The sequence below is a fragment of the Caproiciproducens puteiluti genome, assembly GCF_052442865.1.
Classification (GTDB): Bacteria; Bacillota; Clostridia; order Oscillospirales; family Acutalibacteraceae; genus Caproiciproducens.
This window is the reverse complement of the sequence record NZ_CP194790.1, coordinates 1426812-1443589: the sequence shown is the minus strand read 5'-3', so window position 1 is coordinate 1443589 and position 16778 is coordinate 1426812. Positions and strand designations below refer to the sequence as shown.

Sequence of the window (16778 nt, the reverse complement as noted above, 5' to 3'; positions counted from 1 at the left end):
CCATTGGGGCCGCAATCAATCCCATCCCTGCTGCTGCAGCTTCTGCGCGGAGGCTTTCAGCTGTTTGCGCCTCGCCGGATAGTCCGGCAAAATCTGCCCGACCAGCGCCCAGAAGCGCGGAGAATGGTTATGCTCGACGGTATGCGCAAGCTCATGGACGATCACATAATCGATCTGCTCCGGCGGTACAAGAATCAGTTTCCACGAATAGCTCAGGCGGTTTTTTCCGGAGCAGGAGCCCCAGCAGGTACGCGCCGAGCCAATCCGCACGCCCGAGGGCCGAAAGCCGGTGCGCATGGCATAATCCTCCGTCCTGCGCGAAAGGACGTCCAGCGCAATCGACTGGTACAGGCGGACAAGCTTCGGTTTCAGTGTTTCAAACGCTTCCTGCAGCAGGATGAACCCTGTCCCGTCAAAAGCGACGCGTTCCCCGGGCAGTACCGGGTATTCCTTCCCCATCAGCGGCAGCGTCGAGCCCGGGGAAACGCTGAATTCCTGCCGGGCCGCGGCGTTCGCCGCCATCTGAGAGGACTTCTCCTCTATCCATTCCTGCTTTTCACAGATAAAGCGGTCGATTATCCCCTGGGCGGCCCTCAGCGGGGCGCGGACGGTCACGTTGCCGTCCCGGTCCACACAGATGGCAATGGTTTTGCGCCGGGAACGGATCAGCTGATATTCCATTTACTTCCCCCTGCGTTTCATTCCCCGGATGACCGCTTTGGTCCGGTCGTCCACACGGAAGGATTCCACGATTTTCTGCAGCGTTTTGTTGTAGGTCCAGTCGTCCAGGCCGTCCGTGCGCAGATAAGCCATGGTCTTTTCCGGATATTTCACAAAGCAGACGGACAGCGCCCACGCTACGCCCATCTTGACATAATAGCCGTCGTGGCGCACCCGGTAGTAAATTTTCAGAACCGAATCGATGGTTTCGTCCGTAATAAAATAATCCATCAGCATGATGACAGCAAAGCGCAGCTCGTATTCGCTGCCGCTTTGCAGATACGGCTGTAAAAAGTCGAACAGCCTTTCCCAGTCCTTCGCCGCCGCTTTCAAAGTGGAGCAAAAGCCGTCGCACACCGCCCAGCTGTTGATTCTCGGGACAAAGTCCGCGATCAGGGCGAAAAGCTCGTCCTGATCCATTTTGGCATAGCCGATGAGAAACCCGCGCAGCATGATTTCTTCCATGGAGGCGTCCCGCAGCCCCGCAAGGCAGGCGCGCCAGTCGCTCTTTCCGATCTGCTTTGCAAGCGCCCGCAGCTTCGGGATACGCACGCCGAGAATATGCTCCACCCCGGGGACAATTTTATACTGCATCTCTCGGTACGGCTTGTCGGCCAGCGAAAGAAGGTGCTCCAAGAGCGAAGGATAACCGGTGTATACAAAATCGTTTTTCATATCATTTCCCCTGCTGTGATTTGGTAATTCCATTATATATTCTTTTGGGAAGAAAGACAACAGCCGCCGGTCATTTTGACCGGCGGCTGAGAGCTTCGCCTGCCAGCCTCCTTAAAGAGGGAGCCAGAAGGAGGAAAAACTACTTTTTTGCCAGCGGCTGAAAGGGCTTAAAGAAAGCTTCCACAGCCGGAAAGGAAATAAATGAGCAGCAGCTTAACCAATAAAAGAATGATCATATCAGTTCTGCCTTTGATGAATCATGCTCCTGCTGCCGAAATAGGTCGTGAGGAAATAGCCCCCGTAAATAACAAGGAAAAACACAGCGGTAATGAGGGTGTTTCCCAAAATATCCAGGTGGCCGAACTGCACCACCACCGAATTGGCGACATAGATGCCGACCGCCGAATGGACGACCGCAAGAGAAAGCGGAAGCATAAAATAGATGGCGATCTGGACAAACAGGGAATGATCGATCATCCTCTGCTCCGCGCCGAGCCGTTTCAGCAGGCCATAGCGCTCCAGATTATCGGAGGCTTCGGAAAGCTGCTGCAGAGCAAGCACGGCGGCGCTGGTAATCAGGAAGACGAGCCCGATATAGATCGCAAGATACGAAATCATCGTCTTGATCCCCGTGCTCTGATCGTAGACCAGCTGTTTGGTAAGAGATGTGTGATATGGAGCGGAAGACTCATCAGCCGATTCTTCGGGATAAACCTTTTCGACCGCTGCAACGAACTGTTCGTCGGTAACGCCGTCTTTATACTGGAGATTGAGAAAAGTGATCTCTTTTTTCAGGCCTTCCGCCAGCGCGTCCGGCACAATCAGCGTTCCGGGATCCGCCATCATCATGCTTGTCTGGAAGGCGGTATCCAGATACCGGCGGCTCTGCGCCTTTAACGTTTTCCCGTTCAGCACAACCGTACCCTTATGATTCAAAAAATACTCGATCACGGGCTTCATATCGCTGTAGTTGCAGTTGATCAGGAATTCATCATCCTTCAGGGAAACCGTGGGCCTCCCCTGCAGCTTCGCGGCAGCGTTGTAGTCGCTTTGCGAAACGCAAACCACCGCAACGTCCTTGCTTCCTTCCATCAGCTTGCCCTGTGACGGCGCACCGGGAAGGAACAGCTCGGAGTATTTCAGATGATCGGTGTAATAAACAGTCATCTGTGCGTACGATCTGGTCAGTCCGTCCAAATCGACGCCATGGGCAATCATCTGCCCTGCGATATCATCCGCCAGCGCATTGCGCTTCAATTCGTCCTCCCCATACGAATAATAGTAGGTATAGGTCGCGTCATACGGCGTAGCGCCCTTCAGGTCCTTGCTGAGCACGTCGGAAAGTCCCATCCCCGTGGACAGCGTCCCGATGGTGACCAGCAGCATGATGCAGATGACGGACATGGAGACGAAGGTCGTATTGATTTTAGAATTGATCTGGCGCAGCACGAACATGTTCAGGTTTTTGAGATACAGCCTTTTGTTCGCCTTTACCACGCGGAGCAAAAAGCCGGACAGGGACATAAAGAACAGCAGCGTGCCGACGCTGCCCAGAACAATGGCCGCCGTAAACTGGGAGTTCACCTCCAACATACCGTTATCGATAATCAGGCGATAGGCGGTAAGGATGCAGACAAGCGCCAAAAGAAACAAGATCACCGAAATCCAGAGATGCGTAAACCGCAGCTTTTGATTTTTCTTCGAAGCATTCAGCAGATCGATCAGTTTATACCGCGAGATCGCAATCGTATTGAAGACAATCACGATCAGAAAGATGATTCCGAAATACAGGACGGTCTTGTAAAACGCGTGGGCGGAAAACGTAAAAACAAACGCTTTCATGTCCACCTCGAACAGCTTCGCCGTAACAACGGAAAGCCACTGGGAGGCAAACACGCCGACCAACAGGCCCACCGCAAGCGAAAACACGCCGATAATCATCGTTTCCAGAATCAAAATGCGCGATATTTTGCCTTTCGCCATGCCGAGAGTCATGTAAACGGCAAGCTCTTTTTTCCGGCGTTTGATCAGGAACTGGTTCGCGTAAACGACCAGGAAGCCCAGAATTACGGAAATAAAAACGGACACATAGTCGATCATGGTAATCAGCGATGCAATGATTCTCGCCTGCGCCTTGCTGACCTCCAGCAGCGCGGTCTGGGAATCGATGGAATTGAAAACATAAAACAGGCTTACACCGAACGTCAGGGTCAAAAAATAGACGGTGAAGTCGCGGATGCTTTTCGTGACATTCTTGAAAGCGAGCTTAGAGAACATTGGCGTTGTCACCTCCGAGCAGGGTCACGACCTCAATAATCTTATTGAAGAACTGCCTGCGGGTATCGCCGCCGCGGACCAGCTCGTTGAAAATCCGGCCGTCCTTGATAAACAGGATCCGGTGGCAGTAGCTGGCGGTAAACGCGTCGTGCGTGACCATCAGGATGGTCGCTTCCAGATTGCTGTTGAGCGTTTCAAAGCTTTCCAGCAGCATCCGGGAGGATTTGGAGTCCAGCGCGCCGGTGGGCTCATCCGCCAGAATCAGCGCGGGCTGGGTAACGATGGCGCGGGCCGAGGCGACGCGCTGCTTCTGCCCGCCGGACATCTGGTAAGGATACTTTTTCAGGACATCCTCGATCTCCAGCTTTTTCGCGACCTGACGCACGCGCACGTCGATTTCCCCCGCCGGGGTTTTGATAATGGTCAGCGCGAGCGCAATATTTTCATACGCGGTCAGTGTGTCCAGCAGATTGAAGTCCTGAAAGATAAACCCGAGCTGTTCGCGGCGGAACCGGGACAGCCTTGCGGAGTTCAGCCGGGTAATATCCTTTCCGTCGATAATGATATGGCCGGCCGTCGGGGAATCAATAGTGGAAATGCAGTTCAGCAGCGTCGTTTTTCCGCTGCCGGAAGCGCCCATGATGCCGACGAATTCCCCTTTTTCCACCTCAAAGCTGATATCGTCCACCGCTTTGGTCAGATTGCCTTTATTTCCGTAATATTTCTCAACATTCTCAACCGTCAGAATTTTTTGCATCTGTTTTTCTCCTTTTCAAATTGTATTAACAGTATAATACAATTTTACGGAACAAACCATTGATTTCCCTTACGGCAGACTTACAGTTTTGTAAGCTTGAAAAATCATTCAAACATGTTGCTTCTCGGGAAAACGATGGAAACCAGCGTCCCCTTTCCCTCGGTGGACGCGATGGAGATGCCGAGGTTCAGCTTATTGCAGAGCTTTTTGCACAGATACAGTCCGATCCCGGTCGATTTTGCGGCGGTTCTGCCGTTTTCGCCGGTAAAACCCTTTTCAAACACCCTGCCCAGGTCCTTTTTCGAAATTCCGATCCCGTTGTCGGAAATCATCAGCGTAACGCTGTTCGGATTTTGAAGCCCGTAAATTTTGATTTCCGGCTCCCTGCTCCGGTACTTAACGGAGTTCATCAGAATCTGGCCGATAATGAAGTCCGTCCACTTCCCGTCGGTAAACACCGTTTTGTCCAGTGCGGAGGTTTCCACATGGGTCCTGCTCTCGATCAGCGCGGCGGAATTCTTTTTGAGCGCCGAACCGACCAGCGCTTTCAGCGTGGTGCTTTTGATGACGTAATCCTTTTCCACATGGTTGCTTCTGGAATAGAAAAGCGCCTGTTCCACGTAATTCTCTATTTTGGATAGTTCCTCATTTAAGCTGAGTGTAACCTCGTTTTTATTGTTTTCAATCATCAGCCTGCTGGAGGAAATCGGCGTTTTGACCTCGTGCACCCACGCCTCGATATATTCCCGGTATTCGCGGGAAGCGCGGCGGTACCCGGCGATCTCGTCGTTCATCGCCTTGCCGGCCGTCTTTACGCATTCGCAAAGCAGCTTTCCCTCAAGAAAGGACGGCTCGTCCAGCATTTCGGAAATCAGATATTTTTTGTCCAGCTTTTCAAGGTTTTGAAGCATTCCGTTATAAAATTCCCTTTTTCTGAGAAATTCCAGTGCCAGCGCAGCCGCTTCCCCCGCCAGAAACACCAGCGGAACAAAAAGGGCGGCATAAGCGCCCACTCTCAGAATGGACAGCAGCGCGGCCGCGAAAAAGGCCGTGAGCACCACAAAGAGTAAATGATAAACCTTATCCGCTAAAAAATTCTTCACACTCATACCAGATACCCCAGACCCCGTTTGGTCGTCAGATAATCGCGCACGCCGATGCCGTCCAGCTTTTTGCGCAGCCGGTTGATGTTGACCGTCAGCGTGTTGTCGTCCACGAATTCCTCCGACTGCCACAGGTCGTTCATGATTTCCTCCCGGGAAACGATACGGCCCCGGTTGCACAGAAGCACGTGCAGGATGCGCAGTTCGTTTTTGGAAAGCTCCGTCTCGTTTTCCCCGAAACGCGCGGTCCCGCGGGAAAGGTCGAGCTCCAGCCCCCGGTGGGAAAGGATGCTGACCGGTTCGGACGGATAAGCGCGCTTTAAAACGGAGGCGATCCGCGCGAGCAGAATCTGCGTATTGTAGGGCTTCGTGATAAAATCGTCCGCGCCCAGACTCATGCTCATCAGTTCGTCGACGTCGCTGTCGCGGCTGGTCACGATGATAATGGGAAGCTGGGAGCTGCGCCGGATTTCCCGGCAGATATGGTACCCGTCGTAAACCGGCAGGTTGATATCCAGAAGCACGAGCTGTGGATTTTCCTTCAGGATCACTTCCGGCATATGGGCAAAATCATCCGACGAAGCACAGGTATAGCCGTATTTTTCAAGGAGCCTTGTCAGCTCCTGTCTGATTTTCACATCATCTTCCACAATAAAAACAGAGGACACGCAAATCCCGCCCTTTCCGTTCAGTAGCATTGGTCCCATTTTTCTGATTTTCATTATAAAGCATTCCGTGTTGGGAAGCAATCGGGCGGTTTTGTAGAAACTGCGCGAAAAAGCTTGGGGAACGCCTCTGATTTTAGAGATCGCTTCATTTACTTTCTATGCTATTAATGATAGTATATTGTAAATCATGCTCATCAACATAACCGGGGTGTTACCATGAATCAATTACTGCTGATTACCACCGGGGGAACCATCGCCTCCGAACCGACGGACGAAGGGCTTGCGCCGTCGCTGAGCAGCCGGCAGCTGGCCGACTTCATCGGCGGGCTTACCGCCGAATACGACGTTGCGGTTGAAGATTTATTTCAGCTTGACAGCTCCAACATACAGCCTGAGGAATGGCAGTGCATTGCGCGCACCATTGCCCGCGAATACCGCAACTATGACGGAATCGTTCTGACCCACGGCACGGACACTATGGCGTATACCGCCTCCGTGCTGTCGTTTATGCTGCGCAATATCCCCATTCCGGTGGTCATCACCGGCTCCCAGCTGCCGATCAATCATCCCCTGACGGACGGCGCAGAAAACCTGCGCTGCGCCTTTGCAATGGCCTGTTCCAAAAGGCCGGGAGTGTTTCTTGCGTTTGACCGCAAGGTCATTTTGGGGACAAGGGCGGTGAAGGTGCGCACCACGGGCTTTGACGCCTTTGAAAGCGTCAACTGTCCCCCCGCCGCAACCGTCGACGCGGGCGGCCTAACGTTCAACCAAAGCATTCTGCCGCGAATGGAAGGCGGATTTTCTCTGGAAGACCGGCTTTGCACCGATGTTTTTCTGATTAAGCTGACCCCCGGCCTGAACCCGGAAATTTTCGACATGCTCCTGAAAATGAACTACAAGGGAATCGTAATTGAAGCGTTCGGCGCGGGCGGGCTGAATTTCATCCGCCGCGATTTGATCGCACAGCTTCAAAAGATCGTGGAGCGCAGCATTTCCGTTGTCGTATGCAGCCAGTGCCTGTACGAACGGAGCGACTTCACCATTTATCAGACCGGACAGAAGGCGCTGCAGAGCGGAGTCGTCCAGGGATTCGACATGACGACGGAAGCGGCTGTCACAAAGCTGATGTGGGCGCTGGGCAAAACAGAAAAACCCGAGGAAATAAAGCAGATTTTTGCCACAAATTTTGTGGGAGAGATCAGCCTTACATAATATTCTGCACTCTTTGCGTAATAATATTGACATATGGTCAATTATGTTATATAGTATTTAATACTATATAACAGATTTATTATAATTACAAAAGGGAGTGCTGTTATGATTCAATCCGTATGTGTATTCGGCGATTCCGTGGCCAAAGGGATCGCGTTTGACAGTGCCCGTAACAAATACACCCTGTTAAAGGACAGCTTTGTCAGCATGATTGCGAAAAACAGCCATATTGCCATCAAAAACTTTTCAAAATTCGGCTGTACCGTCACAAAGGGCGGAGAGGTACTGAAAAAGCATATGTCCGAGCTGGGCCGGTACGACTACACGGTACTGGAATTCGGCGGAAACGACTGCGATTTCAACTGGGCGGAGGTCTCGGCTTCCCCGGAAAGCAGCCATGTACCAAACACCCCGGTTTCCGTATTTGAAGAATATTATTCCCAGATGATCGACGAAGTGAAAGCGTGCGGCGGCAAACCGGTGCTGCTTTCCCTGCCGCCGATCGACGCGAAACGGTACTTTGACTGGATTTCACGTGGGCTGAACCCGGAAAACATTCTCCGCTGGCTCGGCGACGTGGAATTTATCTACCGCTGGCACGAAATGTATAACCTTGCCGTCAACCGGCTGGCGATCCTTCACCATGTTCCGCTGATCGACATCAGCAGCGCGTTTCTGAAAACCGGGAATTATCAGGATCTGATCTGCGAGGACGGAATCCATCCCAATGAAAACGGACACCGGCTGATCGGCCAGACCATTGAAAAATACGCACTTGCAAACGCATAAGACAGAAAAAAACGCCTAATCCCGTTCTCCGGGATAAGGCGTTTTTGTATTGGTCAGGCCAACCAGGTAATCCACGCTCACCCGATAATACCGGGCAAGTCTTACAAGCAGGTGCAGTGGAATTTCCCTTTCCTCCCGTTCGTATTTGGAGTACAGGGACTGATCGCACATTAAGTAGTCGGCTATCTGTTTTTGGGTAAGGTCACGGTCTTCTCTGATATCACGGATTCTCAATTTCATTTATGATCACCAAATGCATTATACTTTAGTACGATTTGATTGTCTATTGACATTATGGACTATTTGCGAACACCGTATCCCTGATCTTCTTTTCGGCAAGGCCGAGCGCCTCCGCGCTGATTTTTGAAATGATTCCCTTTTGCACTTCGTCGTAATATCGTTTCGCGCGGGCCAATTGTTTGGCCGCCTTTGCGACTTCCGCCTTATAATCCATCATGATGGCCGTGATTTCCGTGCGGTATTTTTCGTCTGTTTTCTCCGCGACTGCGGCTTTGTAGATATCGATGACCTCGTCGTCCGGACGGGACGGAAAATATTCGTGCGGGGAAGTGCTGTCAAACAGGACCACACTCAGCTCCCGCAGAATCACCATATCCAGGCTGTTCGGGTCAAACGCGCAGTGGTAAATTTCCGTATCAAATCCCGCCGCTGCGGCATACTCCGCGATTTTCCCCAGAAAAGTCGACTTTCCGGTGCCGGGCCGGCCTTTCATAAAGTAGCGTTTTTCAAGGTCCTCCGTCAGATTGTCAATGTAATCATAAGCGCCGTTCACGGTTGACGCGCCGAAGTAGCGGTGAACCTGCGTCCCCTTTTTTCCCAATGTTTTTTCTCCGATTACTTTTTCAATTGTCCGGGCCGTCAGCCTGTTGGCGGCGTCGAAATCCATATTGGAAACGTAGATTTGCTCCCATTTGTCATGGATGGCGCGTGCGGCGGAAAAATGCCGGACCGCGCCCGCCAGGCAGGCATGGGTCTGGCTTAGATTGTCGTCATTGAGAATTGCCGCCACGGGATATTCCTCTTCCCCGTAAAGCGGAAAATTGATCACTCCCGCGTTTTTTTCCGGGATAATGACCCCTTCCATGGAATTGTCCAGACAATTGTGGATCAATTGCGCATGACAGCCGCTGTCACGGGCGGCGGAGCAAAGCCCGCTCACAATGTCCGACACGACGATGGACGGATAACCGCTGAGACGGACAACCGTTTTCAGGCGGCCGAAATTCGATTGAAAAAAGCTGACATATCCCCTTGAGCTGTTGGAAGCGATAAAATAGTTCAAAGAAAAATCCGGCAATGAAACGTCCTCCCCCCAATATTGTTTATCACATTATATGATTGGATTTTTAAGACATGCATAAAAGCGGCAAACCCGCCGGAGGGGTTTGCCGCTTTCCAAACTTTTAAAAAAATCAGTTTTGCTTGTTCGCGATATCCCGCGCAACCACAACGCCGGTTACGGAAGCCTGCATCAGCCCGCGGGTAATACCGGCGCCATCGCCGATGGTGTACAGATTTTCGATTTCGGTCTCAAAATTCTTTTTGACCGACACCTTGGAGGAATAGAACTTGACCTCCACCCCGTAAAGCAGGGTATTCTTGGAGTAAAGTCCCGGGGCCAGCTTGTCAAACGCGCGGAGCGACTCCACAATACTGGTCAGATGACGGTGAGGAAGCACAAAGGACAAATCGCCCGGCACCGCGTTTTTCAGGGTGGGCACCGTTGTGGACTTTTTCAGTCTGGTATAGTCCGTGCGCCTTCCCATCAGAAGGTCGCCCAGCCGCTGCACCATAATGCCGCCGCCCGTAAGCATGTTCCCCAGCTGCGCGATATACCGGCCGTACTCGATCGGCTGATTGAACGGCTCCGTAAAACGGGTGGAAACCAGCATGGCAAAATTGGTGTTTTCGCTGTGCTTGTCTTCGTCGGCGTAGGAATGGCCATTTACAACCGCGATCCCCCCGCCGATGCCGCCGTCGTAATGCTCCTCGCTGACAATGCCGCCCGGATTCATGCAGAAGGTACGCACCTTATTTTCAAACGTATCCGAATAATAAACCAGTTTGGCCTCATACAGGTTCTTGGTAAGGTGGTCCATCACCGCGTTCGGTACTTCCACACGCACGCCGATGTCGACCTCGTTGTTGGTGGTGGCCAGCTTGTTTTCCTGGGCAATGCGGGCCAGCCACTCGGCGCCGCCGCGTCCCGGCGCTGCCACCACGTAGGGTGCGCGGACAAGGGTGCGCTCGCCGGAACGGTCAACCAGCCACACGCCCTCCGCTTTTCCGTTTTCCACAAAGATGGAATCCGCCGTGGTGTGTTCCCTGAACTCGAAATTCGGTCTGCCGGAAAGGTAACGGTACATGCCCCTCAGCACTTCAAAGGAATATTCCGTACCCATATGGCGCACCGGGCAGGGAATCAGCTGGATATTTTCCCTGCGCGCCTCATAGGACACCTTTTCCGCAAATTTGTCGCTTTTTCCGAAAATCTTGTCCGGAGCCCCGTAATGCAGATAAATATCGTCGGCGTAGCGGATGAGCTCCCGCGCCTTTTGCACCGGCATATAATCCGTGATATTGCCGCCGACTTCCTCAGAAAGGGACAGCTTTCCGTCCGAAAAAGCGCCGGCGCCGGCCCAGCCGTTCATAATATTGCAGGTTTTGCAGTGGGCGCACTGCCCGGAGGTCCTCGCCGGGCAGGCGCGCCGGTCAATCGTGCTGCCGCTGTCTACCACCAGCATTTTTTTCCCGGGCGCAAGCTTATCCATCTCCAGCGCCGTAAAAATGCCGGCAGGGCCGGCACCGATGACAATCAAATCATAATCGTACATATTTTCAACCTCACAATATTCGTGTTAATCGCTATTTTTTAACCACAGCATTTCCAGTGGATTCTGCAAACAAGGTTGCGTTTCTCCCCCCGCCTTCGGCAAGGGAGAAACGTATTTTATCTCGCAAACTGAAATGGATTTGCTATATGATTTTTTGCTTCAGGCAAAACAATGGTATTATAACATATCCATTTCGTTTGTCAAATATTTTCTTCCAGCATGCGTGAAAGGACCCGCTCAAACGATTCGTCGTCCTGCCTGCTTCTCTTTTTGAACTTCCCGCTCCTTGCCCCCGCGCGGCGCATTTCCTGACCGAGCGCGCGTTCAAACAAAAGACGGTCCATATTGGAATCGTCGTAGACCATACCGTTTTGGTTCAGCGCCTTTGCGCCCTTGGCAAGCGCCATCGCCGCCACGCCGAAATCCTGAGTGACGACAATGTCCCCGCTCCCGGCCAGATTGACCAGACGGATATCCGCGCTGTCACGGCCCTTGTCCACCGTAATTACTTTGCTGTACCCGTCGTCGAGCAGATGGCTCGTGTCGGTCAGCATGATGACAGGCACCTTCTGTTTTTTCGCCAGCCGGACAATAATTTCCTTGACCGGGCAGGCATCGGCATCCACCAAAATATTCATCAAATAACCGCCGCCTTCTAAAATTTCCCAATCTCAGCGCCGGGGCTTCGTCCCGTTTTACGCTACGAGGTTATTATAGCACGAAACCGCAAAAGATGGATTGATGGATTGTATTAAAATATAACAGAATTGTAATGAATTATTACAATTTTTACATCATAATTGACTTTTACAAGCACCCGGAATATGATGTAGCTGTAAAGTTATGCCCGAATGGAGGAGATTTATGAGGAAACTGAAGCTTTTCATACCGTTACTATCGGTTCTGCTGGTTTTGCTGACCGCATGCGCGTCAAAAACGGAAGCTCCCGCCGTCATGCTTGCGGAAACCGCCCCGTCTGAAATCAGAGCCAAAAGCAACGCAAAAAGCAGTGCTGTTCAGAAATTTTATACAAACGACAAATTGAGTTTTTCACTTGCAGTCCCCGACAGCTGGGAGGATAAAAATTATACCCCGGTGGTTACTACGGAAGCCATGTCGGACGGCGGCACAAAATATACAAAAGTGGATTTTCTTTTTCAAAATGACAAAAACTGCTCACTGCTTACGATTTTCCTTGTTTCAAAGGATTGGTGGGAGAAAACAAAGGGCGAAACGCTTGATCCCAAACCCACTTATCTGGGAACAAAGGAAGACGTTGTTTACTGCTTTACTCTGCCGAAGAACTCCCCTTACGAAGTAGGAGAAAAGTCGGACCTGTTCAACAGTATGGTTCTGCCGGACAGCGACGTCCTCAACCGGTTCAAGATTCTGGACGCGAATGCTTCCTCCAGTGGTATTTCCACTGTGGAAGGAACGCTGGAAGAGATCATGACGCAGACCATTACCATCAAGACGGACGACGGCCGCTCGATCACCTTCCTCAGGGACGGAACCGATGCGGATACTTCCGGCAAGGGTCTGCAGCTGGGGCGCAGGCTGAGAATCTATTATGAAGGCGCCATAGACGGCTCCAACACCAGAAGCGTTACCATCACCAAAATCGAAAGGCTGAGCTGAACACGCGAAAAAGCTGCCGCTTGTGCGGCAGCTTTTTTATCCTTTTTTCAGGTTATCCAGCACCGGAATGACGCCGCGGAGAGTGGGGACGCACGCAAAGAGCATTTCCTCCAGCTCCGGATTTGCGGGAACCGTGTCCGGTATCATAACGGTTTTCATCCCCGCGCGGTAAGCGGATAGAATTCCGTTCGGAGAATCCTCCAGCGCCATGCACTCCTGCGGGGGAACCTGGAGCGCCTGGGCCGCTTTCAGATAAATATCGGGGTCGGGCTTGCTTTTTTCAATCATGTCGCCGCAAATGATCTGATCAAAGTATCCGGTTATCTTTGTATTTTCAAAATGGCTCATGGTGCTGCTGCGTGAAGAGGACGTTGCGACCGCGATTCTGTAGCCTTCCCGTTTCAGATAGTCCAGCAGTTCAAACAGCCCCTCTTTTACCGGGACGCCGTTCTCTTTGATATAGTCCCTGCTGTAATCCACGCTGATCCTTCTGAATTCTTCAAACGGAAAGTCGGGGCCGTATTTTGTTAAAAACAGTTCTTTTTCAGCGGCGGCGGTAATTCCCATCGCCTGTTCAATCAATTCCATCACATTGCCGCACCCGAGCGCCTCGCCGGCTTTCTTCCATCCGTCGATCGAAAGGCGTTCGGTGTCGAACATGGTTCCGTCCATATCCAGTACCACTGCTTTAATCATGCGTAAACCTCACTTATTCATTACTTATTCATTTGATTGGGGGAAAAAGTGCTTCCCCACCCTGCACCTTTGCGTAATTCGTCAACACACCGTCATCCGGATCAATCCGGATTTTCTTTTTCGCGGCAATTTCCAGCCGTCCGCCGAAATTCCGCAGCCGGGTAAGCTGCTCCGTCAGTCTTTCCTGCCGTTTTTTGGTCAGCCCCTCCTTTTCCGTATATTTTTCAAGCCCGGACTGCGTTTTTTTCAAAAAATCCAGCCCGCGGGCGAAGGTGTTTTCATCATAGGCATGCATATAACAGAGCGCCTGAAAAGCGCCGCCGTCAATCATCCAGTAAATCGGCCTCTTTTTATAAATACGGATATGCTCACGGTAAAATTCATTCCCGTAATAGCTCCGGATAACATCCACCGCGCCGCCGCTCCCGCCGAGCGCGGAAACGATCAAAGAGAGATTCTCTTCCAGCGTTTCTTCACCGAACACAAGCTTCACAAAGGAAACCAGCCGCACGGCAAGGTCGTTTTCCAGATACGGGGTAACAGGCAGGAGATCTGTCCCTCCCTGCGGGTCATAGCCGGGGACGGCGTACCGCCCGAACATGCAGCCCACCGCGAAGCTGAGGAAGCTGCGGATATCGCGGGAAAGCTCCGCGCGGCGTATGGTGACGTCCCCGTCCTCCACATCCGGCTTCAGCTCGTTTTGCAGACCGTAAAGGTCGATAAAAATCCGGTTGAGCTCTTCCTCGTTTTCCTTCATCCGCTGAAAGCGAAGGTCGGTAAAATCCTTCCATGCTGCAAAGGCATCGGCAATTTTACAGTTTTTTTCCTTCGTCCTGAAATGAAGCAGCGGATGAGTTCGAAAATTCCAGCTGGTTTCAAAGGAATCCCAGTCCTCCCTGGAAATTTCGATATTTTCAACGACCAGCATACCGACCCGCTGTTTCACGGTTTCATCCACCCGCAGCGGAAGCTTGGCGATATTGCCCGCCTGATAATTCAGCGTGGGATTCATCAGGTTCAGCATGGAAAAAGCACAGCTGCTGGACAAAAATCCAAGGATATAATAGAAATCGTCCTCCCGGTTCGGGAAAACGGAGGACCCGGCGATGTCGAACACAAAGCCCTTCGGATAATACCTTACGCCGAATTTGGAGGAGCTGACGAACGACCAGGACACGCTCTGCTCAAAATAAAAGCCCTGGCCGGGAAAGGAAGCGGACTGTCCCGACTTTACGCGGAACTCGCTGATCTCCTGCCCGAAATGCTGAAAATTGACCACGTATTCCTGATTGCCGTACCATTTCCGGAAATCGCCGCCCTTGTTATAGGGGTACCATTTCCGGCTGCTCTGCAGGCAGCCGGCCCGGTCGGTACAATGGAAATGGATGTTTTCAGGAGCTACCTCATACCAGAAACGCAGGAAGCGTTTATTGTCACAGGTAAAAAGCCCGTTCGTAACCGCCGCGCTTTCGGAAAGGGGCGGGACGGAGGAAAATATCTCCCCCGGCTTTTCGCCCGCCCAGTAGGCGATCGGCATACCGGGAATGCGGGCGAACTGCTTTGCAGAAGTCTCAAAGCGGTAGGAGCAGTGCGGGTTCCGCACCGCTTCCCTCACCTTTTGTTTCTGCACCTCCATGCCGCCCCGGAAGTCGGAGAGCTTCAGATACACGCCGGGCCTGCTTTCCGGCCCGTTTTTCAGAACAAAGGTACAGATCGGCACGGTGGCCTCGTCAAAAGCGGAATACTCCAGCTGAATCAGCGAGGAGATCGATTTTTCCCGGATGATGTATTCCCTTAATTTCTGATACGATTTGATGAACATCCAGACAAACGGCGACATAAACGCGCAGTAGCCGTCTGGAATGCAGAAGCCGAAGCTGCGGTAAATAAATACGGAGAACAGGTCCCCCGCATAGTCGCGGTAATGCCGATTGATATAGGATTTCAACCTTTTATTCATGCGGTTCAGATAAGGCGGATTGGTCGCAACCACCGTATATTTTCCCGCCATTGCCCGGGCCTGCCGCAGCAGCGGCAAAAGCTTATGGACGGTATCTTCCCGGTACGCGAGCGCAAACAGGCTGTCGCACGGCTGCCGCCTGATTTCCTCCACCCTGCGGAAAATCCGGTCAAAGCCGACCGGCTCCACACGGAGCAGGCTGCCGTATTCGGCGGCCCCGTGAAGGGCTGAAAGAAGATTCTGCAAATCCGCTTTGATCTGCCCGTCGCCGTCCGCCACAAAGGACAGCAGGTCCTCACCGATCCCGGACCCTTCCCTGATGACATACAGGTTCAGCGGGATTCCAAGCGTCAGAATATCCGCATTGTATCCGCGCGCCTTCATCAGCAGCGCAAAGCAGGCAAGCTGCCAGGAACGCCTGTCGATGTCAAACCCGTAAAGGTTGCGGCGAAGAATCAATTCCGCCGCGTCCCGCGGGCTCACCCCGCATTCCCGGTAAATTTCAATCAGCAGGTCAAACGCGTAGACAAGGATATGCCCGCTGCCCATGCACGGATCAAGAAGCTTCAGCTCCTGCGGTGATATGTTTTCCCGGACGGCGGCATTTTCCGCCCCAAGATAAAATTCCAGCTTTTTCCTGAGCGCACTGTCCGGATTCCGTTCCAGCCAGTACTGGCCGAGAGAATTGTCCACCATGCTGCGCACGACCCAGTCCGTGGTAAAAAACTGCGTGGCCGCCGGGACGTCCTCTTTTTTTACCCTGCCGCCGTAAAGGCTGATGACCTCGTTCCGGCGGGCGTCGTTGTAATACTGGTACAGCCAGCCGATGATCTCAACCGCCTCCCGGAAGTCCTCCTCGGCAATTCCGTCCACAAGGCTGCGGACAACTCCGTCCGCTTCCCGGAAGGACAGCTCCAGCAGCGGTTCCAGATAATCGCATTCGCTTTCAAAATACTCCGGAAGGACTTTGGCGAGGGACCGGCAGACAGAAATAAAAAGCGCGGTAAAGCGCTCGTCCGACCGGTCCTCCGGCGGCTCGGCCGCCAGGATATCCGGAAGAATCTGTCCCGGCTGTTCGGAAGAAAGGACGCGCACCTTCCCCGGCAGATAGCCGTTGACCTCCATGAACCGGATACCGATGATACGGATAAACCACGTATAGGAAACTTCCTCCACTACGGTCTGAAAGCCGGTGTTTTCAATGTCCTGCGTCAGTCCGGGAAACGGGTTCCGTTTCTGCGCCGTCAGTTCGACGGCGCGCCGGGAGACGGACGCGATGAGTTTTTCTCTGGCGCCAACCGCAAAAGCCCGGATTGCCGCCTTATTCACCCTACCATCCCCCTTCTCTTCGAATGAGACTATCATACCATATCTTCGCCAAAAAGTTAATCTTATTGACACCGATTCCCAAAATGATATATGATTAAA

At 52.4% G+C, this 16778-nt stretch carries 15 protein-coding genes; 3 read left to right on the top strand and 12 right to left on the bottom strand.

Annotated features, from left to right (window positions below; genetic code table 11):
* Positions 1 to 15: 15 nt before the first annotated feature.
* The 6 genes from ACRQU7_RS06860 to ACRQU7_RS06835 all read right to left on the bottom strand — a co-directional run bounded on the left by ACRQU7_RS06860 (position 16) and on the right by ACRQU7_RS06835 (position 6230).
* Positions 16 to 681, bottom strand: coding sequence for a M48 family metallopeptidase (locus tag ACRQU7_RS06860; protein WP_444644725.1), 666 nt, complete (start codon positions 679 to 681; stop codon positions 16 to 18).
* Positions 682 to 1395, bottom strand: a complete 714-nt coding sequence (locus ACRQU7_RS06855; protein WP_444644723.1) for a DNA alkylation repair protein — start codon at positions 1393 to 1395, stop codon at positions 682 to 684.
* 237 nt (positions 1396 to 1632) lie between these two features.
* Positions 1633 to 3672: an FtsX-like permease family protein gene (locus tag ACRQU7_RS06850; protein ID WP_444644721.1), complete on the bottom strand. Its 2040-nt coding sequence runs from the start codon at positions 3670 to 3672 to the stop codon at positions 1633 to 1635.
* Complete coding sequence (locus ACRQU7_RS06845; protein ID WP_141827724.1) at positions 3662 to 4429, bottom strand: ABC transporter ATP-binding protein; 768 nt, start codon at positions 4427 to 4429, stop codon at positions 3662 to 3664. Before ACRQU7_RS06845 ends, ACRQU7_RS06850 begins: the two co-directional genes overlap by 11 nt.
* Before the next feature lie 104 nt (positions 4430 to 4533).
* Positions 4534 to 5538: a sensor histidine kinase gene (locus tag ACRQU7_RS06840; protein ID WP_444644718.1), complete on the bottom strand. Its 1005-nt coding sequence runs from the start codon at positions 5536 to 5538 to the stop codon at positions 4534 to 4536.
* Positions 5535 to 6230, bottom strand: coding sequence for a response regulator transcription factor (locus ACRQU7_RS06835; RefSeq protein WP_444645530.1), 696 nt, complete (start codon positions 6228 to 6230; stop codon positions 5535 to 5537). Before ACRQU7_RS06835 ends, ACRQU7_RS06840 begins: the two co-directional genes overlap by 4 nt.
* A gap of 186 nt (positions 6231 to 6416) precedes the next feature.
* On the opposite strand from ACRQU7_RS06835, the gene ACRQU7_RS06830 reads away from it, so the two are divergent.
* Together ACRQU7_RS06830 and ACRQU7_RS06825 are read left to right on the top strand one after the other, a co-directional pair.
* Positions 6417 to 7412, top strand: a complete 996-nt coding sequence (locus ACRQU7_RS06830) for an asparaginase (protein WP_444644716.1) — start codon at positions 6417 to 6419, stop codon at positions 7410 to 7412.
* 105 nt (positions 7413 to 7517) lie between these two features.
* Positions 7518 to 8201, top strand: coding sequence for an SGNH/GDSL hydrolase family protein (locus tag ACRQU7_RS06825; protein WP_141827721.1), 684 nt, complete (start codon positions 7518 to 7520; stop codon positions 8199 to 8201).
* A 15-nt stretch (positions 8202 to 8216) separates the two neighbouring features.
* Here ACRQU7_RS06825 and ACRQU7_RS06820 read toward each other — a convergent pair whose 3' ends face one another.
* From ACRQU7_RS06820 to ACRQU7_RS06805, 4 genes are all read right to left on the bottom strand, one after another.
* Positions 8217 to 8441, bottom strand: coding sequence for a helix-turn-helix domain-containing protein (locus ACRQU7_RS06820; protein WP_444644714.1), 225 nt, complete (start codon positions 8439 to 8441; stop codon positions 8217 to 8219).
* Positions 8442 to 8493: 52 nt separating this feature from the next.
* Positions 8494 to 9519, bottom strand: coding sequence for a hypothetical protein (locus tag ACRQU7_RS06815; RefSeq protein ID WP_444644712.1), 1026 nt, complete (start codon positions 9517 to 9519; stop codon positions 8494 to 8496).
* Between the two features lie 115 nt (positions 9520 to 9634).
* A complete protein-coding gene (locus ACRQU7_RS06810) occupies positions 9635 to 11056 on the bottom strand; it encodes an NAD(P)/FAD-dependent oxidoreductase (protein WP_141827717.1) in 1422 nt (473 codons plus the stop codon).
* 200 nt (positions 11057 to 11256) lie between these two features.
* Positions 11257 to 11694, bottom strand: coding sequence for a YaiI/YqxD family protein (locus tag ACRQU7_RS06805; protein ID WP_141828193.1), 438 nt, complete (start codon positions 11692 to 11694; stop codon positions 11257 to 11259).
* A gap of 226 nt (positions 11695 to 11920) precedes the next feature.
* Between ACRQU7_RS06805 and ACRQU7_RS06800 the strand changes: the two genes are divergently transcribed.
* The gene (locus ACRQU7_RS06800; protein WP_444644709.1) at positions 11921 to 12694 is read left to right on the top strand and encodes a hypothetical protein; all 774 of its coding nucleotides are present in this window, start codon (positions 11921 to 11923) and stop codon (positions 12692 to 12694) included.
* A gap of 36 nt (positions 12695 to 12730) precedes the next feature.
* Here ACRQU7_RS06800 and ACRQU7_RS06795 read toward each other — a convergent pair whose 3' ends face one another.
* Positions 12731 to 13390: an HAD family hydrolase gene (locus tag ACRQU7_RS06795; RefSeq protein ID WP_444644707.1), complete on the bottom strand. Its 660-nt coding sequence runs from the start codon at positions 13388 to 13390 to the stop codon at positions 12731 to 12733.
* 28 nt (positions 13391 to 13418) lie between these two features.
* Entirely contained in the window at positions 13419 to 16679 is a 3261-nt protein-coding gene (pglX, locus tag ACRQU7_RS06790) for a BREX-1 system adenine-specific DNA-methyltransferase PglX (RefSeq protein ID WP_444644705.1), read from the bottom strand.
* Positions 16680 to 16778 lie beyond the last annotated feature (99 nt).